The organism is Sandaracinobacteroides hominis (assembly GCF_016464365.1).
GTDB lineage: Bacteria > Pseudomonadota > Alphaproteobacteria > Sphingomonadales > Sphingomonadaceae > Sandaracinobacteroides > Sandaracinobacteroides hominis.
Window position 1 is genome coordinate 623,198 of record NZ_JADCUC010000001.1, and the last position, 24,891, is coordinate 648,088.

General features: G+C 65.3%; 24 protein-coding genes and 1 tRNA gene. 10 read left to right on the forward strand and 15 right to left on the reverse strand.

What is annotated here, in order from left to right:
• Nucleotides 1-330: 330 nt before the first annotated feature.
• Both IM784_RS03190 and IM784_RS03195 read right to left on the reverse strand, forming a co-directional pair.
• Nucleotides 331-407 (reverse strand) — tRNA-Arg (locus IM784_RS03190).
• Between the two features lie 244 nt (nucleotides 408-651).
• Complete coding sequence (locus IM784_RS03195; RefSeq protein WP_199553810.1) at nucleotides 652-1,170, reverse strand: L,D-transpeptidase family protein; 519 nt, start codon at nucleotides 1,168-1,170, stop codon at nucleotides 652-654.
• A 64-nt stretch (nucleotides 1,171-1,234) separates the two neighbouring features.
• Between IM784_RS03195 and IM784_RS03200 the strand changes: the two genes are divergently transcribed.
• Complete coding sequence (locus tag IM784_RS03200) at nucleotides 1,235-3,340, forward strand: patatin-like phospholipase family protein (protein ID WP_199553811.1); 2,106 nt, start codon at nucleotides 1,235-1,237, stop codon at nucleotides 3,338-3,340.
• Between the two features lie 20 nt (nucleotides 3,341-3,360).
• Here IM784_RS03200 and ribA read toward each other — a convergent pair whose 3' ends face one another.
• The 4 genes from ribA to IM784_RS03220 form a co-directional block, all read right to left on the reverse strand.
• Nucleotides 3,361-4,434, reverse strand: coding sequence for a GTP cyclohydrolase II (gene ribA, locus IM784_RS03205; RefSeq protein ID WP_328799429.1), 1,074 nt, complete (start codon nucleotides 4,432-4,434; stop codon nucleotides 3,361-3,363).
• Nucleotides 4,431-5,219 (reverse strand): exodeoxyribonuclease III, encoded by a 789-nt coding sequence (locus tag IM784_RS03210; RefSeq protein WP_199553813.1) that lies wholly within the window; start codon nucleotides 5,217-5,219, stop codon nucleotides 4,431-4,433. Before IM784_RS03210 ends, ribA begins: the two co-directional genes overlap by 4 nt.
• 347 nt (nucleotides 5,220-5,566) lie before the next feature.
• The gene (locus IM784_RS03215) at nucleotides 5,567-6,193 is read right to left on the reverse strand and encodes a LolA family protein (protein ID WP_199553814.1); all 627 of its coding nucleotides are present in this window, start codon (nucleotides 6,191-6,193) and stop codon (nucleotides 5,567-5,569) included.
• On the reverse strand, nucleotides 6,190-6,882 hold the full coding sequence (locus IM784_RS03220; RefSeq protein WP_199553815.1) for an HAD family hydrolase: 693 nt from the start codon (nucleotides 6,880-6,882) through the stop codon (nucleotides 6,190-6,192). Before IM784_RS03220 ends, IM784_RS03215 begins: the two co-directional genes overlap by 4 nt.
• Before the next feature lie 64 nt (nucleotides 6,883-6,946).
• Between IM784_RS03220 and glmU the strand changes: the two genes are divergently transcribed.
• The 8 genes from glmU (at nucleotide 6,947) to IM784_RS03260 (ending at nucleotide 17,059) form a co-directional block, all read left to right on the forward strand.
• Complete coding sequence (gene glmU / locus IM784_RS03225; RefSeq protein ID WP_199553816.1) at nucleotides 6,947-8,308, forward strand: bifunctional UDP-N-acetylglucosamine diphosphorylase/glucosamine-1-phosphate N-acetyltransferase GlmU; 1,362 nt, start codon at nucleotides 6,947-6,949, stop codon at nucleotides 8,306-8,308.
• Nucleotide 8,309: 1 nt separating this feature from the next.
• A complete protein-coding gene (gene glmS, locus IM784_RS03230; RefSeq protein ID WP_199553817.1) occupies nucleotides 8,310-10,133 on the forward strand; it encodes a glutamine--fructose-6-phosphate transaminase (isomerizing) in 1,824 nt (607 codons plus the stop codon).
• Between the two features lie 10 nt (nucleotides 10,134-10,143).
• On the forward strand, nucleotides 10,144-10,836 hold the full coding sequence (locus IM784_RS03235; RefSeq protein WP_199553818.1) for a VIT1/CCC1 transporter family protein: 693 nt from the start codon (nucleotides 10,144-10,146) through the stop codon (nucleotides 10,834-10,836).
• On the forward strand, nucleotides 10,833-11,198 hold the full coding sequence (locus IM784_RS03240; protein ID WP_199553819.1) for a GFA family protein: 366 nt from the start codon (nucleotides 10,833-10,835) through the stop codon (nucleotides 11,196-11,198). The genes IM784_RS03235 and IM784_RS03240 overlap by 4 nt, the downstream gene beginning before the upstream one ends.
• 69 nt (nucleotides 11,199-11,267) lie before the next feature.
• Nucleotides 11,268-12,608 (forward strand): glutathione-disulfide reductase, encoded by a 1,341-nt coding sequence (gorA, locus tag IM784_RS03245; protein WP_199553820.1) that lies wholly within the window; start codon nucleotides 11,268-11,270, stop codon nucleotides 12,606-12,608.
• Between the two features lie 32 nt (nucleotides 12,609-12,640).
• Nucleotides 12,641-14,071: an 8'-apo-carotenoid 13,14-cleaving dioxygenase gene (locus tag IM784_RS03250; RefSeq protein WP_199553821.1), complete on the forward strand. Its 1,431-nt coding sequence runs from the start codon at nucleotides 12,641-12,643 to the stop codon at nucleotides 14,069-14,071.
• A 43-nt stretch (nucleotides 14,072-14,114) separates the two neighbouring features.
• Nucleotides 14,115-15,494: a class II 3-deoxy-7-phosphoheptulonate synthase gene (locus IM784_RS03255; protein WP_199553822.1), complete on the forward strand. Its 1,380-nt coding sequence runs from the start codon at nucleotides 14,115-14,117 to the stop codon at nucleotides 15,492-15,494.
• A 179-nt stretch (nucleotides 15,495-15,673) separates the two neighbouring features.
• Nucleotides 15,674-17,059 (forward strand): cytochrome P450, encoded by a 1,386-nt coding sequence (locus tag IM784_RS03260; protein ID WP_199553823.1) that lies wholly within the window; start codon nucleotides 15,674-15,676, stop codon nucleotides 17,057-17,059.
• Here IM784_RS03260 and IM784_RS03265 read toward each other — a convergent pair.
• The 8 genes from IM784_RS03265 to IM784_RS03300 are packed head-to-tail and all read right to left on the reverse strand — an operon-like array spanning nucleotide 17,034 to nucleotide 22,872.
• A complete protein-coding gene (locus IM784_RS03265) occupies nucleotides 17,034-17,807 on the reverse strand; it encodes an SGNH/GDSL hydrolase family protein (protein WP_199553824.1) in 774 nt (257 codons plus the stop codon). The genes IM784_RS03260 and IM784_RS03265 overlap by 26 nt on opposite strands.
• A 34-nt stretch (nucleotides 17,808-17,841) precedes the next feature.
• Complete coding sequence (gene tgt, locus IM784_RS03270) at nucleotides 17,842-18,975, reverse strand: tRNA guanosine(34) transglycosylase Tgt (RefSeq protein ID WP_199553825.1); 1,134 nt, start codon at nucleotides 18,973-18,975, stop codon at nucleotides 17,842-17,844.
• Nucleotides 18,972-19,475 (reverse strand): DNA-deoxyinosine glycosylase, encoded by a 504-nt coding sequence (locus IM784_RS03275; RefSeq protein ID WP_199553826.1) that lies wholly within the window; start codon nucleotides 19,473-19,475, stop codon nucleotides 18,972-18,974. The genes tgt and IM784_RS03275 overlap by 4 nt, the downstream gene beginning before the upstream one ends.
• Complete coding sequence (gene queA / locus IM784_RS03280) at nucleotides 19,472-20,482, reverse strand: tRNA preQ1(34) S-adenosylmethionine ribosyltransferase-isomerase QueA (RefSeq protein ID WP_199553827.1); 1,011 nt, start codon at nucleotides 20,480-20,482, stop codon at nucleotides 19,472-19,474. The genes IM784_RS03275 and queA overlap by 4 nt, the downstream gene beginning before the upstream one ends.
• Before the next feature lie 13 nt (nucleotides 20,483-20,495).
• Nucleotides 20,496-21,182 carry a peptidylprolyl isomerase gene (locus IM784_RS03285; RefSeq protein ID WP_199553828.1) on the reverse strand — a complete coding sequence of 229 codons (687 nt, stop codon included), beginning with the start codon at nucleotides 21,180-21,182 and terminating at the stop codon, nucleotides 20,496-20,498.
• A 46-nt stretch (nucleotides 21,183-21,228) separates the two neighbouring features.
• Nucleotides 21,229-21,720, reverse strand: coding sequence for a pantetheine-phosphate adenylyltransferase (coaD, locus tag IM784_RS03290; RefSeq protein ID WP_199553829.1), 492 nt, complete (start codon nucleotides 21,718-21,720; stop codon nucleotides 21,229-21,231).
• Nucleotides 21,720-22,616 carry a polyprenyl synthetase family protein gene (locus tag IM784_RS03295; protein ID WP_199553830.1) on the reverse strand — a complete coding sequence of 299 codons (897 nt, stop codon included), beginning with the start codon at nucleotides 22,614-22,616 and terminating at the stop codon, nucleotides 21,720-21,722. The genes coaD and IM784_RS03295 overlap by 1 nt, the downstream gene beginning before the upstream one ends.
• A 13-nt stretch (nucleotides 22,617-22,629) precedes the next feature.
• Complete coding sequence (locus IM784_RS03300) at nucleotides 22,630-22,872, reverse strand: exodeoxyribonuclease VII small subunit (protein ID WP_199553831.1); 243 nt, start codon at nucleotides 22,870-22,872, stop codon at nucleotides 22,630-22,632.
• A 118-nt stretch (nucleotides 22,873-22,990) separates the two neighbouring features.
• On the opposite strand from IM784_RS03300, the gene IM784_RS03305 reads away from it, so the two are divergent.
• Nucleotides 22,991-24,307, forward strand: coding sequence for an amidohydrolase (locus IM784_RS03305; protein WP_199553832.1), 1,317 nt, complete (start codon nucleotides 22,991-22,993; stop codon nucleotides 24,305-24,307).
• Between the two features lie 3 nt (nucleotides 24,308-24,310).
• Here the strand turns inward: IM784_RS03305 and IM784_RS03310 are convergent, their stop codons facing one another.
• Nucleotides 24,311-24,859 (reverse strand): energy transducer TonB, encoded by a 549-nt coding sequence (locus IM784_RS03310; RefSeq protein ID WP_199553833.1) that lies wholly within the window; start codon nucleotides 24,857-24,859, stop codon nucleotides 24,311-24,313.
• Nucleotides 24,860-24,891: the final 32 nt, after the last annotated feature.

Here is a 24,891-nt window from a genome sequence, read left to right on the forward strand (position 1 = left end):
ACGGCAGGTATCGAAGCGATCAATTGATGCCCCGAATGACCGCTCTGTCAGCGGTGGGCGACTGACCGAACAGCCGATTGGGCCGACGCCTTCCCCAAAGCAGCTTGAATGGGGCCAGCCCCCAAACGCTCAGTGCACTCTCAGCGTATACGACAAAGGGGCAGAACAGTCGCATCTATGTCCGCTGGTGAGTTCTACCCGAGGCATTTCCCGCTGAAAGCCGGGGTTTTTTGCTGTCATCACGGCCAAAGCTGGTGAGTTTCGGGTTTGGCGGGAGAGCTTGCAGGAGAGGCGTTTCGCTCTCAAAGTGTTTATTTCATTGGGGATTTTTGGCGCACCCAAGAGGATTCGAACCTCTGACCTCTGCCTTCGGAGGGCAGCGCTCTATCCAGCTGAGCTATGGGTGCGTATGGCGTGAAGCCGTATGATTTGCGCCGAAGAAGTCAATCCGCGATCAAATTCGGCAGTCCGAACGCGGTGAGATTTTGGTGAGTTTTTTCGTCAGTCCTTTCTTCTGCCTTCCTAAATCCTCGCAAATCCGGCATAAAATTGCTGCTCTCGCGTCGGACATAAGCCTTCGGAGGGCAACGCTCTATCCAGCTGAGCTACGGGTGCTGCGGGGCGGGCTAGTGCGGGGTTGAGGGGTGAAAGTCAAGCTGGGCGCGGTGGGGTTTCCACTGCCAGCTGTTGGCCGGCTTCCAGCCTGGGCAGGATTTCCAGCATGGCTTCGCGGTCTATCGCTATGCAGCCTTCGGTTGGCCGCCAGTCTGGTTGGGCCAGGTGCCAGAAGATGGCGCTGCCGGCGCCGGGGACTGGCGGGTGGCTGTTGTGGTCCAGCAGGAGGATGATGTCGTAGGCGTTGTCCTCGCGCCAGAGGCGCTCTGCCGAGAAGGCGTGCGGGTGGGTTATCGGGCGGTTGTAGCCGGGATCGTGGATGTCGTCGCTCCAGCCATCGGCGGGGCGGAGCCAGCGCCATGGGAGGCTTGTTTCGGGAGCGGAAATCCTGTCCGGGCGGAACAGTGCGCCTTGCAGGCGCCAGGTGCCGATGGGAGTGGCGCCATCCCCTTCCCTCTTCGCGCTGGCCGGAACGGCGCCGCCCCGGCCGATGGCGGCGCGATAGCTGTTGCCGAAAGCGTGCAGCGTGGCGGTGGACACATCGAGGCGGATCATTAATCTTCTGGGCGGCGATTCCGGCTGCGCTGTCAAGCTTGGCGATAATCTGGGGGTGAGTGCGATGGGTTTCAGCACGTTTCGCGAGATCGACGACTATGCCGATCGCGGCATCTTCGGGCCGTCGCGACAGCCGGCGGTGGTGGCGCCGACGCGCTATGCGGGGCCGGACGGAAGCGACATATGGCTGCCGACCTTCGAGTTCGGGCTGGTGCTGGCGGGAGCGGTTTCGGCCGGCGCCTACTCGGCCGGGGTGCTGGACTATCTGATCGAGGTGCTGGACGGCTGGGAAGAAGCGAAGATCGCCAATGCGCTGGAGCATGGCGATGATTTCGCGAAGTGGAGCGTGCCGCCGCATGCCGTTCGGCTGACGGCGGTGGCGGGGGCTTCCGCGGGGAGCGTCTGTTCCTCCATTCTGGCTGTCACCGGCACCGGCAAATTTCCCTCGGGCGCGGATCTGACGCCGGATGTGGTGCCACCCCGGCCGTCCTATCCCCGGCCGCCGCATCCCAATCCGCTGTATGATGTGTGGGTGAGGCGGCTGGACATCGTGCCGATGCTGGATACCGCCGACCTCCGGATCAAGGGGCTGACGCTGGCGCAGGTGGAATCGCTGCTGAACACGCAGCCGCTGGACGATGCGGCCGCGCATATCGTGCAGCTGAAGCTTCCGGCGGGGCCGCGGCGGCCCTGGCTGGAGAAGGGGCTGGAGTTCGGCTTTACCATCGGCAACCTGACGGGCGTTCCCTATCGCTATCAGCTGCTGGGGCTGGATGGGGCGGACTTCGGGACGACGCGACATGCCGACATGTATACCTTCAGCGTGGCCGGCCACGGGCAGCCGCCCGAGCTGATGCCGCCCGGTTGTGCGGATGGCGGACCGTTTGCGCGGCGCATGGCCGGCATGGTGCATCTGGACTGGAAGGAGGTTGCAAACGCGGCGCTGGCGAGCGCCGCCTTCCCGGTTGCGCTGAAGCCGCGCAAGCTGACGAAGGAAGTGCATCTGTATGACAAGCTGCCGATCCTGAGTTCGCGATACCTGGATCAGATGGGACCGACACCCTACCCCAAGGATCCCCACACCGGCATCCCGCCGGTGGAGAGATGGTCGCAGGGGGCGAACGTGGTGGCGGGAACGGTGAACACCACGCTGGCGAAGGAGGTGCTGCCGTTCACGGCCGTTGACGGCGGCACGATGAACAACCAGCCCTTCGAGTTCGTGCGGCGGGCCGTGGCGGGGCCGATGGGCAACAATGAGCGCGACGGGAGCAAGGCGAACCGGGCAGTGATGCTGATCGATCCGTTTCCGGCGCCGAAGGAAAGCGATGTCAGCGCTTCCTCTGCAAATGCGGAAGCCGAGGCTGCGACATCGGACAGTTCCGACATGCTGCCCGTGGGCGTGCTGGATGTGATCCCCCGGCTGCTGGCGGCCTACAAGAACCAGGCCCGATATGATGCGAACGACCTGACGCTCGCCGCCGATCCGAACGTGTATAGCCGCTTCATGCTGTCGCCGCTGCGGGCGGCGGCGGATGGATCGACGCTGACCGGCGGCGATGCGCTGGCTTCCGGCGGGATGGCGGCGTTCGCTGGCTTTCTGTCCGAAAGCTATCGGCACCATGATTTTCTGCTGGGACGGCGCAACGCGGAGTATTTCCTGCGCACCTATTTTTCGCTGCCCGAAACCAATCCGCTGTTTGACAAGGAGTATTGGGGAAAGCTGGGCACGGCGAAGAACCCGACCGGGCCATATTGGACGATGATCAGCAACCCCGACGGCCTGCATGAGCGGCAGATCATTCCGGTGCTGATTCCGGCATCGGAGCCCGCAGGCAGGCATGAGCCGGCGGTGGGAGTGACCGATCCGATGCAGCGGCTGGCGGAGGCGCGCAAACGGCTGATGTGCAGGCACCCGATCTGGCCCGGATCGGCGCAGGGGCTGGATGAGCTGATGGAGGGGTTGAACGATCCGATCCGCGGGCGGGTGGATGCGCTGGTGGACCTGGTGATCAAGCTGATCCCGAGCAAGATCGGCGAATGGTTTGTCGGCGTGTTTGCCGGCGGGCTGAAGAAGTCTGCCGTGAAGAAGCTGACAGGCAAGATCGAGGCGGAGTTGCGGGCCTCCGGGCTGGGCGCGCCGGCGCAGCTGCCGCCGGAGGCGCGGAACTAGAGCCAGATCTAGAGCCAGATCTAGAGTTTGTGGCCCTGACGGTCGCGTTTGGTTTCGAGATAGTGACGGTTGTGGGGGTTTTCGCCGAAGCTGTGGGGAACGAGCTCGGTTACCTCGACGCCTTGTGCGTTCAGGGCGTCGGCCTTGGCGGGGTTGTTGGATAGCAGGCGGACGCGGTTGACTCCGAGTTGCTTCAGCATGGCGCCGGCGAGGTCGAAATCGCGCTCGTCCTCGCCGAAGCCGAGGCGCAGGTTGGCGTCGACGGTGTCGAAGCCCTGATCCTGCAGCTGGTAGGCGCGGAGCTTGTTGAGGAGGCCTATGCCGCGACCTTCCTGCTGCAGGTAGAGGAGGATGCCGCCCTCTGCGGCGATGCGCTGGACGGCGGCGCGCAGCTGCGGGCCGCAATCGCATTTCAGGCTGCCGAGCACGTCGCCGGTGAGGCAGGCGCTGTGCAGGCGGATGAGGGGTGTGGGGCCGGGTTCACCGATGATCAGGGCCAGATGCTCGTCGCCGCCGTCGCGCGGGCGGAAGGCGACCACGCTGGTATTTTCGGCGCCGTCCAGCGGCAGGCGGGCGCGGCTGACGATCTGCAGCCGCGGCGCGCGGCGCCAGCTGAGGATGGCAGCGGCGTCTGCCTGCAGCCGGTCTGGCGTGGGGGCGGTGATTTCGATGGCGAAGAGGGCCGGCAGCAGCGTGGCGCGCTTGGCGAGGGACAGGCCGGCTGCTGCGGCGCGGGCGAGCGGACCGAGATCTCGCGTCGGGAACGGGCCTTTGAACGGGGTGGAGAGATCGTCGACCGGGTCTGCGGTTGCGAGGCTGGTGACGAGATCGAGCCAGGGCATGCGGTTGATGGCGATGGCCTCGGCACCGGCGGCCGGGCGCTGGTTCAGGATGTTCAGGGTCTGTGCGCGTTCGGGCGTGAGCAGGAGGTCGGCGCGGCCGCTCTGCTCCAGCTGGGCGAGGCGATCTGCGGTTGCGAGTTCGGCGGCGAGAATATCGAGCTGGCGGCCGTTATCGGTGATGCGGACGATTTCACCGCGGCGCAGGTCGTCGCGAGCGCGGGCGAGGGCGATATCGGAGGACGCGTCCGTCACAGGTCGAACTCTGCAATCAGCGGCACATGGTCGGAGGGGCGCTGCCATCCGCGCGCCGGGACGAGTGTGGTGAGCGAGCGGGCGGTGGGCAACAGCTCTGGCGAACACCAGACATGATCGAGGCGGCGGCCACGGTTGGAGGCCTCCCAGTCGTTCGCGCGGTAGCTCCACCAGGTGTAGAGGCGCTGCGGCGCGGGCACGAAATGGCGGCCGAGATCGACCCAGTTGTGGCTTTTCTGCAGGGCGTTGAGGGCGGCGACCTCCACGGGGGTGTGGCTGACGACGTTGAGCAGGGCCTTGTGGTCCCAGACGTCCTCGGGGAGCGGGGCGATGTTGAAATCGCCGAGGATGATCGAGGGTTCGCGGATGGCGGCCGACCAGTCTGTCATGCGCTGCAGGAAATCGAGCTTCTGGCCGAACTTCGGGTTGAGCGTCCGGTCCGGGATGTCTCCGCCGGCGGGCACATAGACATTGTGCAGGGCGACGCCGGACGGGAGGCGGACTGCGATATGGCGGGCCTCTCCATTTGCCTGCCAGTCGTGGCGGCAATCCAGCTCAAGCGGGATTCGCGACAGGATGGCGACTCCGTGGTGCATGCGCTGGCCGGTGGTGAAGATGTGGCGGAAGCCCAGCTCGTTCACGGACGCGAGCGGGAAGCTGTTATCCTCGCACTTGGTTTCCTGCAGGCAGAGGATATCGATGGCGTAGGTATCGAGCAGCTGCTCGAGGAGGTGGGGCCGGGCGCGGATGCTGTTGATGTTCCAGCTGGCTATTCGAAGCGACATCCGGGCGGAATAGGACGCAGCGCGCGGCAGGTCACGCGCATATTGTGGGAGGGAAGGGATATGGGGACGGCCACATATAAGTTGGCCCCCGCTCCGGGGGCATGGAGCGGGGGCCGTTTATGCGTTCGTCACGCAGTTGGCGTGCCATACTACCGGGCAACAGGGGGCAAATCCCGATAGTCGACCTTCACCAACACCCAGACACTAGCAGAGTAAATCTTGCCTGCGCCTGAATGAAGCCTATTTCCTGCTGTGAACATAAATTGTCAAACAATTTTCCAGCAAATGGGCCCGAATCGGCTGGGTTTCGGCACAATGCGGGCGATTCACGCGGCAGGCGGAATAGCTTAGCCTGTCTTGCCCGGAGGGCGGTTTTTCGGCCTTGGGTCGCGAAACGCAAAGGCCGAATCGGAAATGGCAACATTCGTGCGAATATTTTTGAGCTCAACCGAGGTCAGATTGTTCTGCGCGTCGGTGACCCGCCAGCCTTTCAGGCGATAGCCACCCGGCGAGGCAGAATCCGGAGCCAGAAAGAAGAGGATACGGCCGATTTCGGGCCGCTTTGGATCCTGCGCGAGGACGGCGATCTGGCCCGGAAACGGGCTTTCCGATTCGGGAAGCACGCGGGCGATTCGGCTGAGGTCTGCCTTTGGGTCGAGGAGGACGCCCAGCGGAGTCGACCGAACGGGCCATTGCGAGACCTGCGAGACCTTGTAGTCGACGAAGGAGAGGTATCTGCCGTCGGCGACGACCAGCCAGGGCACGTCCTTGCCGTAGTCGAAACGGATTCGGCCGGGGCGCTTCAGCAACATGGTGCCGCGCGCGATCTTGCCGTCGGCAGCGGTCTGCTCGAAATCGGCGGTCATCGTGGTGGTGGCGACCAGAGCGCGCTGGATATCCTGCAATGAGGCGGTTGCGGCGACAGCCGGTGCCGAGAGGAAGGCGAAGGCGCCAAGGGCGAGGAAATGGTTCATGCCATCATGCCTTGCCCGCTGGCCATGAACTGCCTTTGAATGTCGGCAATCGCCGGACAAAGCTCGTCGAAATGGTGGATCAGCCTGTCGGTGCGCAGCTCTGCGACAGGTTCGGCGGAATAGCCGAAGGATACCAGCACCAGCGGGACGCCGGCGGCGTGGGCCGTGTCGGCGTCCGTCTTGCTGTCGCCGACGAAGATGCAGCGGGTGCCGCCGGCCTCTGCAAGCGTGTCGGTGAGGTGGCGCGGATCGGGCTTGCGGTAGGGTCGGGAATCGGCGCCGAGGATGGCGGCAAAGCGCCCTTCCCAGCCGAGGGCTTCCACCAGGGCCCGGGCGAGCGCGACGGGCTTGTTGGTGCAGATGGCGAGCTTCAGTCCTTGTCCGGCGAGGGTGTCGAGCGCCTGCTCGACGCCGGCGAACGGGTGGCTGTGGTCGGCGATATGGGCGCCATAATAGTCGAGGAAGGGCTGCACCCCTGCCTCTACCAGATCGGGCGTCCACTCGCCGCTGTGGGCAAGCCCGCGTTCGAGCAGCTTGCGGGCGCCGTGGCCGACCATCTGGCGGACGGCGGACGGATCCACAGGCGGGCGGCCGAGCGCGCCGAGGGCGTGGTTGAGGCTGGCGGTGAGGTCGCCGGCGGTTTCGACGAGGGTGCCGTCGAGGTCGAAGAGGATGCTGTCGAATTCCATGCGCCCTGCCCTAGCGGCGTGCGCGTGGCTTTTCTATCGCCTTGCGGTGTGGCAGGGCGCGGCCATGCTTTCGGAACTTCACCGGCCTGTCGCCGCGATCGTCCTTGCTGCCGGCAAGGGAACCCGCATGCGTTCCGATCTGCACAAGGTGCTGCACCCGGTGGGCGGGCGGCCGATGCTGATGCATCTGCTGGCCAGCCTGGCGCCGTTGCAGCCGCAGCGGACCGTGGTTGTGGTGGGCGATCGTGCCGAGCAACTGGAACGGGCGCTGAAAGGGCGCGAGGTTGCGCTGGTGACGCAATCGCCGCAGCTGGGGACCGGGCATGCGGTGCTGCAGGCGGAGGCGGCGCTGGCCGGCTTTTCGGGGACGGTGCTGATCCTGTTTGGCGATGTGCCGCTGGTGACGACGGCGACCATGCAACGTCTGGTGGCGGCGGTGGACGGCGATGGCCCGGCGATTGCCGTGCTGGGTTTCCGGCCGGCGAATCCGGGCGCTTATGGGCGGATCCTGGCGCATGCCGACGGGCGCATTGCGAAGATGGTGGAGGCGAAGGACGCGAGCGCGGCGGAGCTGGCGGAGCGGCTGTGCAATTCCGGGCTGATGGCGGTGCGGTCGGAAGTCTTGTTTGCGCTGCTGCACCAGGTGGGCAATGCGAATGCGGCCGGGGAATATTATCTGCCCGATATCGTGATGCTGGCGGCGGGCGCCGGGCTGGTGAGCGTGGTGCAGGAAGGTTCGGCTGACGAGGTTATCGGCGTGAACAGCCGGGGCGAGCTGGCGATGGCGGAGGCGCTGTTTCAGGCGGCGCGGCGGGCCGAGGTGATGGAGGCGGGGGTGTCGCTGGTTGCGCCGGAGACGGTGTTCCTGTCGCATGATACGGTGCTGGGGCATGACTGCCTGGTGGAGCCGAATGTCGTGTTTGCGCCGGGCGTGACGGTGGCGGATGGGGTGAAGATCCGCGCCTTTTCGCATCTGGAGGGGGCGACCGTCGCGGCGGGTTGCGAGGTGGGGCCTTATGCCCGGCTGCGGCCCGGAACGGTGCTGGAGGCCGGCGCCAAAGTCGGCAATTTTGTCGAGACGAAGAATGTGCGGATGGGCGCGGGGGCGAAGGCCAATCACCTGACCTATCTGGGCGATGCGTCGGTGGGGGCTGGATCGAACATCGGCGCGGGGACGATCACCTGCAACTATGACGGATACTTCAAATATCGCACCGAGATCGGCGAAGGGGCGTTCATCGGCTCCAACTCGGCGCTGGTCGCTCCGGTGACGATCGGCGCGGGCGCCATCGTGGGGGCGGGCAGTACGGTCACGCGGGATGTTGCCGCCGATGCGCTGGTGCTGGTGCGGCCGGAACAGGCAGAAAAAAGGGGTTGGGCCGCGCGCTTTCGCTCGGCGATGAAGGCCCGGAAGGAAAAGCCATAAGATGTGCGGGATCGTGGGGATATTGGGCCAGGCCGATGTGGCGCGCGAGCTGGTGGATGGGCTGAAACGGCTGGAATATCGCGGCTATGACTCCGCCGGCATCTGCACGATCGTGGATGGGCAGTTCGGGAGGCGGCGGGCGGAAGGGAAGCTGAAGAACCTGACGGCGCGGCTGGATGCCGAGCCGCTGAAGGGGCGTTCGGGCATTGCCCACACCCGCTGGGCAACCCATGGTGCGCCGACGGTGGATAATGCGCATCCGCATATCGTGGGCGACGTGGCGGTGGTGCACAACGGCATCATCGAGAATTTCAAGCCGCTGCGCGACATGCTGCTGGCCGAGGGCCGCGTGTTTCTATCGGAGACCGATACCGAAGTGGTGGGGCATCTGGTGGCGCGTGAGCTGGAGGCGGGGAAATCGCCGACCGAAGCTGTCGCGGAGGTGTTGCCGAAGCTGCATGGGGCCTTTGCGCTGGCGCTGCTGTTCCGCAACGACCCCGACCTGCTGATCGGGGCGCGGCTTGGGGCTCCGCTGACCGTTGGTTACGGCGACGGCGAGAATTATCTGGGTTCGGATGCGCTGGCGCTGGCGGGACTGACGCAGCGGATTGCCTATCTGGAGGAAGGCGACTGGGTGGTTGTGCGGCGCGCGAGCGTCGAGGTTTTCGACCGCGACAATCGGCCGGCGCAGCGCCCGGTGGTGTCTTCCGGGGTTTCGGCGACGATCACCGAGAAGGGCAACTATCGGCACTTCATGCAGAAGGAGATCTTCGAGCAGCCGCTGGTGGTGGCGCAGACGCTGCATTCCTATCTGAAGCCGCTGCAGGGCCAGGTGGCGCTGCCGATTCCGGATTTCGATTTTTCCGGTGTGAAGCGGGTGCAGATCGTCGCCTGCGGCACGAGCTATTATGCCGGGATGGTGGCGAGCTATTGGCTGGAGAAGTTCGCGCGAATTCCGGTGGAAATCGATTACGCCTCGGAGTTTCGCTATCGCGAGCCGGTGCTGGAGCCGGGGGGGCTGGCGCTGTTCATCAGCCAGTCCGGAGAAACGGCGGACACGCTGGCGGCGCTGCGGCATGCCAAGGCCGAGGGGCAGAAGATCGCCGCAGTGGTGAATGTGCCGACCAGTTCGATGGCGCGGGAAGCGGACCTGCTGCTCCCCACGCATGCGGGGACGGAGATCGGCGTTGCCTCTACCAAGGCCTTTACCTGCCAGCTGGCGGTGCTGGCGGCCCTGGCGGCGAATCTGGCCCGGGTGCGGGGGAAATTTTCCGCTGATGACGAGCGCGAGATCGTTAGCCATCTGGCGGAAGTGCCGGCGGCGCTGAACGCGGCGCTGAACCATGACGAGGCGATTGCCGAGATCGCCCCGCTGATCGCGAAGGCGCGCGACGTGCTCTATCTGGGACGCGGGCCGGAGTTTGCGATGGCGATGGAAGGGGCGCTGAAGCTGAAGGAAATCAGCTATATCCACGCCGAGGGCTATGCCGCCGGCGAGATGAAGCATGGGCCGATTGCCTTGATCGACGAGGATGTGCCGGTGATCGTGCTGGCGCCCTCTGGCCCGTTGTTCGAGAAGACGGTTTCCAACATGCAGGAAGTGCGGGCGCGGGGTGGGCGCATTATCCTGATTTCGGATGCCGAAGGGATCCGGCAGGCGGGCGAAGGCACGGTTGCGACCATCGAAATGCCGCAGGTGCATCCGCTGATTGCGCCCATCGTCTATGCCGTGCCGGTGCAGCTGCTCGCCTATCATGTGGCGGTGGCGAAGGGGACCGACGTGGACCAGCCCCGGAACCTCGCGAAATCGGTGACGGTGGAATGAGGCGGCTGCGGTGAGGCATGGTGACAATCCGCACCGGGTGAACCGGATCGGCTGGCTGCGGGCCGGCGTGCTGGGGGCGAATGACGGGATTGTCTCGACGGCGGCGCTGATCGTGGGGATCGCGGCGGCCTCGACCGATCGCCACGGAATCATATTGGCGGGGACTGCGGCGCTGGTGGCGGGCGCGATGTCGATGGCGGCCGGTGAATATGTGTCGGTCAGTTCGCAGGCCGATACCGAAAAGGCCGATCTGGAACTGGAGAAGCGGCATCTGGCCGACGACCCGGCTGCCGAGCTGGAGGAGCTGGCGGGCATCTGGCGGGATCGCGGGTTGAGCGCGGGCCTGGCGCTGGAGGTGGCGAAGGAATTTACCGCAAAGGATGCGCTGGCGGCGCATGCGCGGGATGAGCTGGGGCTTTCGGACGAGTTTGTGGCGCGGCCGGTGCAGGCGGCAGTGACCTCTGCCCTCACCTTCTCGGCCGGGGCAGCGCTGCCGCTGGCCGCCGCCTTGCTGGCGCCTCCGCAGGCGATCATTCTGGCGGTTTCGGTCGCTTCTTTGCTCTTTCTGGCCGGGCTGGGGGCGGTCGGGGCGGCATTGGGCGGTGCGCCGCGGTTGAAAGCCTCGGTCCGGGTTGCGTTCTGGGGGGCGGTGGCGCTGGGCGCTACGGCTCTTGTGGGGCGCTTGTTTGGAGCGGCCGTATGAAGCTTTCCGGCGGATGCCATTGCGGAGCGGTGCGCTTCGAAGCGGAGGCGGCCGACGATGTGCGGCTGCTCGATTGCAACTGCTCGGTCTGCAGCATGACCGGATTCCTGCACCTGATCGTGGACAAGGCGGACTTCCGGCTGCTGTCGGGCGAGGCCGAGCTGACCGCATATCGCTTTGGCACAGGGGCCGCGCTGCATCTGTTCTGCAGGGTTTGCGGGGTCAAGAGTTTCTATCATCCGCGCTCGCACCCGGATGGAATCAGTATCAACGCCCATGCGCTTGACGGCGATGGCTGGCGCGAGCTGCCGGTGGACGCATTCGACGGGCGGAACTGGGAACAGGCGCGAGCCGCTCTCTGACGCTTATCGAGAGGCTGAATTGGCGGTGCCGGGCCTCTAATCCTATCTGCCACACGAAAGGTGGGCCTTATGGCATTCGACTTTGACTATTTCGTAATCGGCGCGGGCTCTGGCGGGGTGCGGTCTTCGCGGATCGCCGCCGGGCATGGGGCGAAGGTGGCGATTGCCGAGGAGTTCCGCGTGGGGGGCACCTGCGTGATACGCGGCTGTGTGCCGAAGAAGCTGCTGGTGATCGGGGCGCATTTTGCCGAAGATCTGGAAGATGCGCGTCGCTTTGGCTGGACCATCGGCGAAAAGAGCTTCGACTGGGCGACGCTGCGAGACAATGTGCTGGACGATGTGACCCGGATCAGCGGCGCCTATCAATCGACGCTGGATACGCACCAGGTGGAGACGTTCCGCACGCGCGCCACCATCAGCGCTCCGAATGAAGTGACGGTGGATGGGCGCAAGGTGACGGCGAAGCATGTGCTGGTGGCGACCGGCGCGCGGCCGCTGGTGCCGGACATTCCGGGCGCGGAATTCGGGATTACGTCGAACGAGGTGTTCAACCTGCCCGAGCTGCCCAAACGCGCCGTGATCTGCGGCGCCGGCTATATCGCCAACGAGCTGGCGGGCATCCTGCACGAGCTGGGGGTGGACGTGACGCTGATTGTGCGGTCCGACACGTTGCTGCGGGGGTGGGATCGATCGCTTGCGGATCGGTTGCTGGCGATTTCGACCGAGAAGGGGATCCAGTTCCGCTTCAACATGAAGCCCGAACGGGTGGAAAAGCGCGAAGACGGCAAGCTGGAGATTTTCTGCGCCAATGGCCGTTCGATGGAAACCGACATGCTGCTGTGGGCGGTTGGACGGCAGCCGAACAGCGAGGGCCTGGGGCTGGAGGCGCTGGGCATCGAGCTGAAGCCGAATGGCGCCATCCCGGTGGATGCGGACAGCCATACGTCGCTGCCCTGGTTGCATGCGGTGGGCGACGTGACCGACCGGCTGCAGCTGACGCCGATTGCCATCCGCGAAGGGCATGCGCTGGCCGACGGACTTTTTGGGGACAAGCACTGGCAGGTGGATCATTCGATGGTGCCGTCGGCCGTCTTCAGCCACCCGCCGCTGGCGAGCGTGGGGATGACCGAGGGCGAGGCCCGTAACAAGCTGGGCGATGCCTGCGTGTATACCAGTGATTTCAGGCCGATGAAGAATGTGCTTGCCGGCCGGAACGAGCGTTCGCTGTACAAGCTGGTGACGGATCGGGCGACAGGCCGGCTGGTGGGCGCGCATATGATCGGGCCGGACGCGCCGGAAATCCTGCAGGCGCTGGCAATTGCGGTGAAGGCCGGGCTGACCAAGGAGCAGCTGGATTCCACGGTGGCGTTGCACCCGACTATGGCGGAGGAGCTGGTTCTCATGCGATAGTGCGGCCTTTCATCGCCTTCGGGGAGGTTGGCATGGCCAGTGTGGAGACGTTGATCCGGAGCGCGGTGATGAAAGGCGTGATGGCAGTTGCCGATTTCAATCGCAACCGGATGGACGAGGCGCCGAACCCGTATCTGGAAGGGGTACATGCGCCGCTGCCGCATGAGCAGATGTTCGAAGAGCTGGTGGTGGAAGGGGACATCCCGGCCGCGCTGAACGGCCTGTATGCGCGAAACGGGCCGAACCCGATCGGCACCGAACATGCCGCAAGCTATCACTGGTTTCTGGGCGATGCGATGGTGCATGGCGTGCGGCTGCAGGGCGGCAAGGCGCTGTGGTATCGCAACCGCTGGGTGCGCTCCGCCAAGGTCAGCGAGGCGCTGCACGAGCCCCCTGCCCCCGGGCCGCGGCATCCGCGCGCCGATACGGCCAACACCAATGTCTTTTCCGTGGATGGGCGGATTTTCGCCATCGTCGAGGCGGGTGCGCATCCCGTGGAGCTGGGGCCGGAGCTGCAGACGATTGCGCACAATCCCTTCGACGGGACGCTGAAGGGTGCCTTTTCCGCACATCCGCATCGCGATCCCGAAACCGGGCTGCATCACGCCATCTGCTATGATGCAGGGCCGGATGGGCCGGTGCGGCATGTGGTACTGGGGCCGGACGCGCATGTGCTGCGCGAGGAGCCGATTGCGCTCGCGGACGGGCCCTCCATCCATGACTGCGCGATCACTGCGAAGAATATTCTGGTGTTCGACCTGCCCGTCACCTTCTCGAAGGAGCGGGCGATCAAGGGGTTCCGCTTTCCGTTCGGCTGGAATCCGGGCCATGGATCGCGCGTGGGGGTGCTGGGGCTGGATGCGCCGGGCAGTTCGATCCGCTGGTCCGACGTGGAGCCCTGCTATGTGTTTCATCCGGCCAATGCCTTTGAGACCGGGGATGGGCGGATCATTGCCGATGTGGTGACACATGCGCGCATGTTCGCCGACAGCACCAAGGGTCCGGACAGTCCGGCGATCCGCTTCGAGCGCTGGACCATCGATCCCGAAGGCGGGCGCGTGGAGCGCCGGGTGATCGACGACGCGCCGCAGGAGTTTCCGCGGCTGGACGAACGACTGACGGGGCGCGCCTATCGCTATGCCTGGACGGCAGCGGCCGAGACGGGCGAGAATCTGGTGGAGAATGCGAGCCGTCTGTATCGGCACGATCTGGAGACGGGCGCGCGGGAAGTGCGCGAATTCGGAACGGGCTGGCTGGCCGGGGAGTTTGTGCATGTTCCCTATGGACCGGACGAGCTGGACGGCTGGCTGATCGGGCTGGTGAGCCATGACGAGGCGAACGAAAGTGCGCTGGTGATCCTGGATGCGAAGGATTTCACCGGGCCGGAAGTGGCCCGCGTACGCATCCCGACGCGGATACCGCCCGGTTTTCACGGCAACTGGATTGCAGCGCGAGAAGTTTAGCTGTCTTGCCAAAATGACGGATGCGAGCCATGAGCGCCCCCTTATGAGCAGGAAATGGACCCCCGATAGCTGGCGCAAGGCTGAAGCACGGCAATTGCCGCTGTGGCCCGACGCCGCCAAGGCAACCGCGGTCGAGACGGAAATGCGCAGCTTTCCGCCGCTGGTTTTTGCCGGCGAAGCGCGCGACCTGAAGGCGCGGCTGGCCGATGTGGTGCACGGCAAGGCTTTCCTGCTGCAGGGCGGCGACTGTGCCGAGAGCTTTGCGGAATTCCATCCGAACAACATCCGCGACACCTTCCGCGTGTTGCTGCAGATGGCGGTGACGCTGACCTTTGCCAGCCACATGCCGGTGGTGAAGGTGGGGCGCATGGCCGGGCAGTTTGCCAAGCCGCGTTCGGCCGACACCGAGGAAGTCGGCGGTGTCTCGCTGCCGAGCTATCGCGGTGACATCGTCAACGACATCGCCTTTGACGAAGCCTCGCGCATTCCGGACCCGGAGCGGCAGAAGCGCGCCTATATGCAGGCGGCCTCCACGCTGAACCTGCTGCGGGCGTTTGCGCATGGCGGCTATGCGAACCTGCATCAGGTGAACAAGTGGAACCTGGATTTCGTGGCGCGCTCGCCCTGGGCGGAGCGCTATGCGGAAGTGGCCGGGCGGATCGGCGAGGCGCTGGCCTTCATGGAGGCCTGCGGGATTTCGCCGGATACCGTGCCGCAGCTGAAGGGCACGGAATTCTATACCAGCCACGAAGCGCTGCTTTTGGGCTATGAGGAAGCCATGACCCGTCAGGACAGCCTGACCGGGGATTGGGTCGATACCTCGGCGCACATGCTGTGGATCGGTGATCGTACGCGGTTCGAGGGCTCGGCGCATGTCGAGTTTCTGCGTGGCGTGCTGAACCCGATCGGGCTGAAGTGCGGGCCGTCGATCAAGCCGGACGAGCTGCTGCGGCTGATCGACCAGCTGAACCCGACGAACGAGGCCGGACGCCTGACGCTGATCAGCCGTTTCGGTGCGGACAAGGTGGAGGCACATCTGCCGGCTTTGGTGCGCGCCGTGCAGCGCGAGGGGCGGAATGTGATCTGGTCTTGCGACCCCATGCACGGGAATACCGTGAAGGCGGGTTCGGGCTACAAGACGCGGCCGTTCGAACGTATCCTTGCCGAAGTGCGGCAGGTGTTTGCCGTGCATCGCGCCGAGGGCAGCTATGCCGGCGGCATCCATGTGGAGATGACGGGCCAGAATGTGACCGAGTGCACGGGCGGCGCCGTCGCCGTGACCGACGAGGCGCTGGCAGACCGGTACCACACCCATTGCGATCCGCGTCTTAACGCGTCGCAGGCGCTGGAGCTGGCATTCCTGCTGGCCGAGGAACTGGCGGCGGTGCGCAAGGGACAGATTCAGGCGGCAGCGGCCGCCTGAATCGGGCGCCGGGCGCCAGGCGTTTGCCGGGCGCCTTCGGCGGATTGCCGACCCGGCAAGAGCGGCCCGACAAGAGCGGATAGTTAGTCATGGGCGGGCCGGTCTTGCCTGAAGTCCCTGTTGCGGGCCGACTATATTCTGCGTATGAAAACTCCGCAAAATAGACGTTCGGAGGGAATATGAACGCGCCTGTGAACCCGAAGGATCTTTACCCGGCGGACCTGAAGCCGGTCGGATTTGAGGATCTGCAGCATGTCCCGGGGCCGGTTCCGGGCGGGTCGAAGACGCTTCGGACGATCAAATTCCTCCGCGATCCGCGCAAGACCATCGGCGACATGGCCGAGAAGTTCGGGCCTGTGTTCCGTCGGCAGGACTATATGGGCTGGGGGGTGACGCTGCTGGGGCCTGAGGCGAACGAGCTGGTATTGTTCAACAAGGACAAGGTCTTCTCGTCGAAGCTGGGCTGGGATCCGGTGCTGGAGCTGGTGTTCCCCAACGGCCTGATGATGATGGATTTCGAGCATCACCGTTCGCAGCGCAAGACGCTGTCGGTGGCGTTCAAGCCGGCGCCGATGAAGGTGTATCTGAACGGACTGAACGAGGGGATCGAGCGGGTTGCGAGCACATGGAGCGCGACCGAGCAGTTCAAATTCTATCCGGCGATCAAGAACCTGACGCTGGATCTGGCGGCGGGATCTTTTCTGGGGCTGCCATGGGGGCCGGAAGCGCAAAAGATCAACCAGGCCTTTACCGACATGGTGCTGGCTTCCGTTGCCATCGTGCGCCGTCCCCTGCCCTTCACGCAGATGCGCCGGGGGGTGAAGGGGCGAGAATATCTGTGCGAGTTTTTCGGCGCGGAGATCCCGAAGCGGCGTGGCAAGGAAGGGGATGATTTCTTCACCCAGTTCTGCAATGCCGAGGACGACGACGGCAACCCTTTGACGCCGCAGGAAATTGTGGACCACATGAACTTCCTGATGATGGCAGCGCACGACACGCTGACCTCGTCGATCAGTTCGATGGTCTATTATCTGGGCGTCAATCCGGAGTGGCAGGAGAAGTTGCGCGAGGAGGTTGATGGCGTCCGATCGCGGCACGGCGATGTGCTGACCTATGAGGCGCTGAACGAGCTTGAGCTGGTTGAGATGGCGTTCAAGGAATCGCTGCGGCTGGTGCCGCCGGTGCCGATGATTCCGCGCCGCGCCGTCAAGGATTTCGAGTTTCAGGGCTACAAGATACCCGCCGGCGCCGGTGTCGGCATCAACACGCTCTATACGCACCATATGGAAGAGCATTGGCCCGATCCCGAGCGGTTCGATCCGCTGCGCTTCACCACCCAGCTTTCGGCCAACCGGCACAAATATGCCTGGGTGCCGTTCGGCGGCGGCGCGCACATGTGCCTGGGGCTGCACTTTGCCTATATGCAGGCGAAAGCCTTCTTCTTTTATCTGCTGTCGAACCGGCGAATCGTGCTGCCTGACGGCTATCAGGGCGCGTTCCACATGGTGCCGATCCCGCGCCCGAAGGACGGGCTGCCGGTTACGATGGCGGCGCGCCAGGGATGAGTTTGACGATGGCTGCGCGATATTCGCGCGCCATTATTTGATAGCCTTCGTGCGTGGGGTGGACTCCGTCGGCTGCGAGGCCGGGCTTCATGCCGCCGTCGGGGCCGGCCATCGCGCTGTGGTAGTCGACGAACACATGGCCTTCGCTTGCCGCCCATGTCTTCAGGCGGCGGTTCAGTTCCACGATTTGCGGTGACGGCTGCAGTCCTGGCCGCCATGGGAAGGTGGCGGCCGGCGGAACGGAGCCGATCAGAACCTTGATGCCGTGGGCACGGGCAAGCTCGGCCATGCTGTGGATATGCCCTTCCACCGCCTCCATGGTGGAGGGGCCGGTGTTGCCGGCGATGTCGTTGGTGCCGGCCATGATGTGCACGGCTGTCGGTTGCAGCGACAGCACGTCCTGCCGGAAGCGCACCAGCATCTGCGGCGTCGTCTGGCCGCCAATGCCGCGGCCGACCGTGCCCGCCGTGAACAGGTCGGGGGAGTTTTCCGGCCAGCCTTCGGTGATGGAATCGCCGATGAACACCACCCGCACCGGGCGCGGAACCGCACGGTTGGCGGCGGCATAGCGGCAGAGGTGCCCGAAGTCTTCGAGGATGGAGCGCCTGAACCAGTCGGACCATTGTTCGGGCGTCGGTCGGCTTTGATCGGCGGCACAGGGATTTTCGACGAGGCCGCCGCGAAAGCTGTCCTCGGCCAATGCGGGGGTGGCGATCAGGGCCAGGATCACGGCGGCTCGCAGCATCATATTCCTCCAATTATCATATTTATCGGAGGCTGGTTTACGCCTTCGCGTCGCCGCTTTCCAGCCTGTGGAGGCGTTCCTTGGCGAATGCCTCGACTGTGCCGCTGGCGATGTTGTCGCGCAGGCCCTGCATCAGCTGCTGATAGTGCCAGATATTGTGCTGGGTAAGCAGCATGGGGCCGAGGATTTCGTCCGTTTTTACAAGGTGATGGATATAGGCGCGGCTGTAGTTGGCGCAGGTGGGGCATGGGCATTCGGGATCGATCGGGCCCATGTCTTCGGCGTGTCGGGCGTTGCGCATGTTGAGCGTGCCGTCGAGCGTGAAGGCCTGTGCGGTGCGGCCGGAGCGGGTGGGGAGCACGCAATCGAACATGTCGACGCCGCGCAGGACGGCGCCGATGATGTCGGAGGGCTTGCCGACGCCCATGAGGTAGCGGGGCCGGTCAGTGGGCAGCATCTGAGGCGCATAGTCCAAGACGTCGAACATGGCGCCCTGCCCTTCGCCGACGGCGAGGCCGCCGATGGCATAGCCTTCGAAGCCGATCTCCATCAGCTTTTCGGCGGATTCGCGGCGCAGATCCTGGAACATGCTGCCCTGCTGGATGCCGAACAGGGCGGGCGCGGGGTTTTCGAGGAAGGCGTCGCGGGAGCGTTTGGCCCAGCGCATGGAGAGGCGCATCGATTGTTCGGCGCGGTCGCGGGTGGCCGGGAACGGCGTGCATTCATCGAAGGCCATGACGATATCGGAGCCGAGCAGGCGCTGGATTTCGATGGAACGCTCGGGGCTGACGAAATGCTTCGACCCGTCGACATGGCTCTGGAAGCTGACGCCCTCCTCCTTCATTTTCACCAGCGCGCCGAGGCTCATGACCTGATAGCCGCCACTGTCGGTGAGGATCGGGCGCTGCCAGTTCATGAAGCGGTGCAGGCCGCCCAGGCGGGCCATGCGCTTGGCGCCGGGGCGGAGCATCAAATGGTAGGTGTTGCCGAGGATGATGTCGGCACCGGCGGCGCGGACGGCCTCCGGGTGCATCGCTTTGACCGTGGCGGCGGTGCCGACGGGCATGAAGGCGGGCGTACGGATTTCGCCGCGATCGGTGGCGATCACGCCGGTGCGGGCGCGGCCGTCGGTGGCGTGGATCTCGAAGCTGAAGCGGTTCACTCTTGTCACTCCAGATGGTCGCGAAGGGCAAGCCAGGCGTCGCGTTTGGCCTCGAACGCCATCGCTGCATAGGCCGGACTGCTGGATGGCAGGCGGATGGCGGGTAGCCCCTGTGCCGTAAGCTGCCCCATCAGCTGCCTGGTGCCGATGCTGTGCGCTGTCCCGCCGTTGAAGGCAATGGCCCGGAGATCGGGGAGGCTGGCGATGAGGGTGGCGAGATCGTTGTTTTCCGCGTTGCGGATCGCGGAATCGAGGCTGCCCCGGCGGTGGGCGGATTTCACCACGTCCCACAGACCGATGCGGTGTGCGGCCAGAGTTTCGAGCCGTTTCGGGTAGGGGATCGTGGCCAGTTCTTGCCCGATGGCGCTGCCCAGCAGGCGCCAGAACTGGTTGCGGGGGTGGGCGTAATATTGCCGGGCGGCGAGCGATGCCGTGCCCGGCAGGCTGCCGAGAATGAGAAGCCGGGTGTCTGTGTGGACATGTGGCGCGAAGGAAGCCGACGCCGTCACGGCAGGAGCAGCGAGCTGTCGCCGTAGCTGTAGAAGCGGTAGCCGGTATCGATGGCGTGCCGGTAGGCGCTGCGCATGGTGTCGAGGCCCATCAGGGCGCTGACGAGCATGAAGAGCGTGCTCTTGGGCAGGTGGAAGTTGGTCATCAGGCCGTCGACGGTGTTGAACCGGTAGCCGGGCGTGATGAAGATGTCGGTAGGGCCGGTGAAGGCCTTGAGCTTCGCGCTTTCGAGCAGGCGGAGCGACGTGGTGCCGACGGGGATGATGCGGCGGCCTTCGCTTTTGGCGGTGTGCAGGCGGGCGGCGACTTCGGCGGGGACGTGGCCCCATTCGCTGTGCATGCGGTGGTCTTCGGTGCGATCGACCTTTACCGGCAGGAACGTGCCGGCACCGACATGCAGGGTGACCGTTTCCGTGGTGATGCCGGCGGCGGCCACTGCGGCAAGAAGCTCTGGCGTGAAGTGCAGGCCCGCGGTGGGGGCGGCGACGGCACCGGGATCGCGCGCATAGATGGTCTGGTAGTCGCTGAGGTCCTGCGCATCGATGCCGCGCTTGCGGGCGATATAGGGCGGCAGCGGCATCCGCCCTGCCCGCTGCAGCGCGACTTCCAGCGGATCCTTGCTTTCGAAGCGCCAGTGGATCTGGCCTTCGTCCAGCTTTTCGATGACGATGCCATCCAGATCGGCGCCGAACTGCACGCGGTCGGCCGGTTTCAGGCGGCGGCTGTTGCGGACGAAGGCGAGCCACTCCATCGGGCCGAGGCGCATGTGCAAGGTGACATCGATGGCCGCCTCGCCCTTGCGGCCGGAAAGCTGGGCCGGGATGACGCGGGTGTCGTTGAAGACCAGCGTGTCGCCGGCGCGCAGCAGCGTGGGGAGGTCGCGAACGATGTGATCGGAAAGGCCGCCCGGGCGTACCTGCAGCAGGCGTGCGGAATCGCGCGGGTGCGCCGGGCGCAGGGCGATCCGCTCTTCGGGCAGGGTGAAATCGAAATCCTCGACCAGCATCGGCCGGCCGATGTCAGGGTTTGGGCTGGGGCGCCAGCAGTTTCGCCGCTTCGGCGGCGACCGGATCTTCCGCAGCCTTAGGCGCCGGGAAGGCCGGCGGCGGCTTGTTGTCGGCCGCGATCGAGGCCTGCAGGATGCGTGAGGGGTTCGCCGGCGGCTCGCCGCGCGCGATGGCGTCGACCCACTGCATGCCCGAAATCACCCGCCCGAAGATGGTGTAGGTGCGATCGAGCCGCAGCATGGGCTGGAACATGATGAAGAACTGGCTGTTCGCCGAGTTCGGATCCTGCGTGCGGGCCATGGAAACGGCGCCGCGCACGTGCGGCAGGTCGTTGAACTCGGCCGGCAGGTCGGGAAGATCGGAGCCGCCCTCACCCGTGCCCTTCGGGTCGCCGGTCTGCGCCATGAAGCCGTCGATCACGCGGTGGAAGACGAGGCCGTTGTAGAAGCCCTTGCGGGTCAGCAGCTTGATGCGCTCGACATGCTTGGGTGCAACGGCCGGGCGCAGCAGGATGGTGACGCGGCCGCCGGTGGAGAGATCCAGGTAGAGGATATTCTCGGGGTCCAGAACGGGCGTCGCCTGCGGCACGGCCAGCACCTTGCCTTCCGGTTGCGGTGCGGCGGGTTGATCGCCAGTCGCCTGCGCAAACGCGGGAGCCCCGAACATCAGGGCGGCGGAAACAAGTGCCAGACGAATCATATACACAGCCCTATGCGGGCAACTGCTTGCGGCAAGCTGAACATCCTCAGGATCGGGATTTTCCGGAGACGCGGGCGCCGACTTCTCTGGCGATGGCGGGCGATACAAATTTGTCGATCGTGCCGCCGTAGCTGGCGATTTCCTTCACCAGACGCGAGGCGATGGGCTGCAGCGCCACATCGGCCATCAGGAAGACGGTTTCGATCTGGTCGTTCAGCTGCTGGTTCATCCCGGCCATCTGGAACTCATATTCGAAATCGGCGACGGCGCGCAGCCCGCGGACGATGACGGAGGCCTTCTGCTGCTCGGCGAAATGCATCAACAGGGCGTCGAAGGAAACCACCTCCACATTGCCGATCTCCGCCGTTTCGCGGCGGACATGGCCGACACGTTCGTCGAGCGTGAACATGGGAGATTTGGACGGGTTGGTGGCCACCCCGATGATGAGCTTGTCCACCAGGCGCGCGCCACGGCGGATGATGTCCATGTGCCCCAAGGTGATGGGATCGAACGTGCCCGGATAGACCCCGATGCGCATCAACGATCCCTTTCGATGGCAAAGCGGGCGATGGCCCGCAGCAGATCAGCCTCCGGGCCGAAGCCCTGCAGGTGGTGGATGGCCTGATCGATCAGCATTTCGGCCTGTGCGCGGGCACGCTCCACGCCCAGGAGCGAGACGAAGGTGGATTTGCCGGCCTCGCCGTCCTTGCGGAGCGCCTTGCCGGCGAGTTCCGGATCGCCCTCCACGTCGAGCAGATCGTCGGCGATCTGGAAGGCGAGACCCAGGTCGCGCGCGTAGCCCTTCAGCTTCAGGCGGGTTGCCGGGCCGACCTTGCCCATGATGGCGCCGGCCTCGACAGAGAAGCCGATGAGGGCGCCGGTCTTCAGCTGCTGCAGCCGGGTGGTGGTGGGGAGATCGAAGGTCTGGGTTTCGGCGGCTATGTCCATCACCTGCCCGCCTGCCATCCCGGCGGGGCCGGAAGCGCGGGCAAGTTCCAGCACCAGTTCCGAGCGGACGAAAGGATCTTCGTGCGTGGCTTCATCGGCCAGCAGCTCGAAGGCGACGGCGAACAGGCTGTCTCCGGTGAGGACGGCCATGGCTTCGTCGTAGACCTTGTGCACGGTGGGCTTGCCGCGGCGCAGGTCGTCGTCGTCCATACAGGGCAGATCGTCGTGGACGAGGCTGTAGACATGCACGGCCTCGATCGCGAGGGCGACGCGCATGGCACGCTCTCGGTCGACGTTGAAGAGATCGCAGGAGGCCACCACCAGCAAGGGCCGCATGCGCTTGCCGCCGCCCATCAGCGCATAGCACATCGCCTCGTAGAGGGTGGCGCGCGGATCGTTGGGGACCGCCAGCAGACGGTCGAAGCGGGCATCTACCGCTTCACCGATGGCATCGATCGCCGGCTTCAGGCTCAGGCTTGCTTGCATCTTTCCCCGTGGCTCAGCTTGCAAAGGGCGTTTCGGAGACGGGCTTGCCGTCCTGGTCGAGTTGCAGCTGCGCGATGCGGGCTTCCGCGGCAGACAGTTTCGATTCGCAATGCGACCGGAGCGCCTGGGCCTCTTCATAGAGGCCAATGGCTGCATCGAGAGGCGCATCGCCGGATTCCAGCTGGCGCACAATGGCTTCGAGCCGCTGCAACGCCGCTTCGAAGCTGAGGCCGGAAATGTCTTCGCTGAATGCCATGCTCTCTCCCGAATGGCCTGCCCTTTGGACGGGGGCGCAACCATGGTCAAGCGGCTGGCGGCTTGCGGGCGCGGGGACTGCGCCCTAGCCTTGCAGAAATTGCCTGGGAGACTGACATTTGCGCGCGCTGATCCTTGCCTCGCTGCTGGCCTCTTCGCCGGTGTTCGCCGCCGTTCCGCTGGCAACCATCGAGCAGCGAGCCGATACGCTGGAGCCGAAGGTGATCGCCTGGCGGCGGGACATCCACCAGCATCCGGAGCTGGGGAACCGAGAGGTACGGACGGCTGCGCTGGTTGCCGCGCACCTGAGGTCGCTGGGGATCGAGGTGCGCGAGAAGGTGGGCGTGACGGGTGTGGTGGGCGTGCTGAGGGGTGGCAAGCCCGGCGGTGTCGTGGCGCTGAGAGCCGACATGGATGCGCTGCCGGTCAGGGAGGCGACCGGCCTGCCCTTCGCCTCGACGGCGACCGGCACCTATAACGGGCAGACGGTGCCGGTGGCGCACGCCTGCGGCCATGATGCGCATGTGGCGATGCTGATGGGCGCGGCGGAAATGCTGGCCGGCATGAAGGCGGAGCTTCCGGGCACTGTCGTCTTCCTCTTCCAGCCTGCGGAGGAAGGGCCGCCTCCGGGTGAAAGAGGCGGCGCGCAGCTGATGAAGGAGGAGGGAGCCATCTCCTCGCCCGTGCCGGACGCGGTCTTTGGCATCCATGTCTGGCCGGCACGCGCCGGCACGCTGAGCTGGCGGCCGAAGGGGATGATGGCGGAAGCGCGGCAGGTGAAGATCACCATCGACGGCAGCCAGACCCATGGTGCGCAGCCGTGGCGCGGGATCGACATCATTTCGCAGGCGGCGACGACAATCCAGGAAGTGAACCGCCTGACCGCCCGGACGACCGACCCTACACAGTTTCCGACGGTACTGACTATCGCCACCGTGAACGCGGGCGTGCGCTATAATATCATCCCCGATCAGCTGGTTATGGGCGGGACGATGCGCACCTTCGATGTGGCGCAGCGCGACAGGCTGATGGCCGACCTGACGAAGACGGTCGACGCGATTGCGCTCGCCTATGGCAGCAAGGCGAAGACCGAGCTGACGCTTTCGGGGCCGCTGACCTATAACGAACCGGCGCTTGCGGAATGGCTGCAGGGGCCGGCGACGGAGGCTGCTGGCGCCGGGAACATCAATCCGGCGGCGGCTCCGGTAACGCCTTCTGAGGATGTGAGCGTCTTCATGCAGGCGGTGGGCGGGGTCTATTATTTCCTCGGCATCAGCCCGGATGGGGTGGAGGTGAAGGATACGCCGCCGAACCACAGCCCCTATTTCACCGTCAACGAGAAGGCGCTGAAGGTGGGGATGAAGGCGCATGTGCTGAGCGCCTTGCGGTTCCTGGAGCAGAAGCCGGAGCGGACGCATATGGCGCAGGGTTCGTAGCGCCTATTTAGGTTTCTGCTTCCTTGCCAGCAGTTCGGCGGCTTGCCGCTGCATGTCTTCCGTCATCTGCTTGCTGGAAAAGCTGGCGGGCGGCGGTGCGGGGGTGAAAACCGTCTGGCCATTGTGCGGCGCGGGGGCGCTGTAGGCGGGGGCCGCATAGGCCGGCGCATCGTAGGCCGGCGTTGGCTCAGGATCGGGCAGTTTCCAGCGGATGCTTCTGGCGATGATAGAGGGAACTGCATTGCCGTTTGCGTCCTGGGCGGGGATGAAGCGGGCGCGCCGCAGGATCAGGAAGCAGGTCTGGTTATCGAGATCGGCATGGCTGCTGGAGGATATGACCCCGCAATCCGACACGCGCCCGGTGGCATCGATGCTGATCCGGGCGGTAACGCGCCCTTCCCGGCGCTCGCTTGCGGCCAGCGGGGGATAATCGTCGGTGGTGATCCATGTGGATGGATCGCCGCGAGACTTTGGGCCGGTTTGCGCATGGGCGGTGGCGAACAGGATGAACGCCACGCAGGGCGCGGCCAGAATTGCATGTGCGGATTTCATATGCTGCCCCCCGGCAATATGGTGAAGGGGCA

What these genes read in the sequence shown, in the direction of transcription:
- IM784_RS03195 (WP_199553810.1), bottom strand. Translation starts at nt 1,170, where the DNA reads ATGATCCGCCTCGATGTGTCCACCGCCACGCTGCACGCTTTCGGCAAC.
- IM784_RS03200 (WP_199553811.1), top strand. Translation starts at nt 1,235, where the DNA reads ATGGGTTTCAGCACGTTTCGCGAGATCGACGACTATGCCGATCGCGGC.
- IM784_RS03210 (WP_199553813.1), bottom strand. Translation starts at nt 5,219, where the DNA reads ATGTCGCTTCGAATAGCCAGCTGGAACATCAACAGCATCCGCGCCCGG.
- IM784_RS03215 (WP_199553814.1), bottom strand. Translation starts at nt 6,193, where the DNA reads ATGAACCATTTCCTCGCCCTTGGCGCCTTCGCCTTCCTCTCGGCACCG.
- IM784_RS03220 (WP_199553815.1), bottom strand. Translation starts at nt 6,882, where the DNA reads ATGGAATTCGACAGCATCCTCTTCGACCTCGACGGCACCCTCGTCGAA.
- glmU (WP_199553816.1), top strand. Translation starts at nt 6,947, where the DNA reads ATGCTTTCGGAACTTCACCGGCCTGTCGCCGCGATCGTCCTTGCTGCC.
- glmS (WP_199553817.1), top strand. Translation starts at nt 8,310, where the DNA reads ATGTGCGGGATCGTGGGGATATTGGGCCAGGCCGATGTGGCGCGCGAG.
- IM784_RS03240 (WP_199553819.1), top strand. Translation starts at nt 10,833, where the DNA reads ATGAAGCTTTCCGGCGGATGCCATTGCGGAGCGGTGCGCTTCGAAGCG.
- gorA (WP_199553820.1), top strand. Translation starts at nt 11,268, where the DNA reads ATGGCATTCGACTTTGACTATTTCGTAATCGGCGCGGGCTCTGGCGGG.
- IM784_RS03250 (WP_199553821.1), top strand. Translation starts at nt 12,641, where the DNA reads ATGGCCAGTGTGGAGACGTTGATCCGGAGCGCGGTGATGAAAGGCGTG.
- IM784_RS03255 (WP_199553822.1), top strand. Translation starts at nt 14,115, where the DNA reads ATGAGCAGGAAATGGACCCCCGATAGCTGGCGCAAGGCTGAAGCACGG.
- IM784_RS03260 (WP_199553823.1), top strand. Translation starts at nt 15,674, where the DNA reads ATGAACGCGCCTGTGAACCCGAAGGATCTTTACCCGGCGGACCTGAAG.
- IM784_RS03265 (WP_199553824.1), bottom strand. Translation starts at nt 17,807, where the DNA reads ATGATGCTGCGAGCCGCCGTGATCCTGGCCCTGATCGCCACCCCCGCA.
- queA (WP_199553827.1), bottom strand. Translation starts at nt 20,482, where the DNA reads ATGCTGGTCGAGGATTTCGATTTCACCCTGCCCGAAGAGCGGATCGCC.
- IM784_RS03285 (WP_199553828.1), bottom strand. Translation starts at nt 21,182, where the DNA reads ATGATTCGTCTGGCACTTGTTTCCGCCGCCCTGATGTTCGGGGCTCCC.
- coaD (WP_199553829.1), bottom strand. Translation starts at nt 21,720, where the DNA reads ATGCGCATCGGGGTCTATCCGGGCACGTTCGATCCCATCACCTTGGGG.
- IM784_RS03295 (WP_199553830.1), bottom strand. Translation starts at nt 22,616, where the DNA reads ATGCAAGCAAGCCTGAGCCTGAAGCCGGCGATCGATGCCATCGGTGAA.
- IM784_RS03300 (WP_199553831.1), bottom strand. Translation starts at nt 22,872, where the DNA reads ATGGCATTCAGCGAAGACATTTCCGGCCTCAGCTTCGAAGCGGCGTTG.
- IM784_RS03310 (WP_199553833.1), bottom strand. Translation starts at nt 24,859, where the DNA reads ATGAAATCCGCACATGCAATTCTGGCCGCGCCCTGCGTGGCGTTCATC.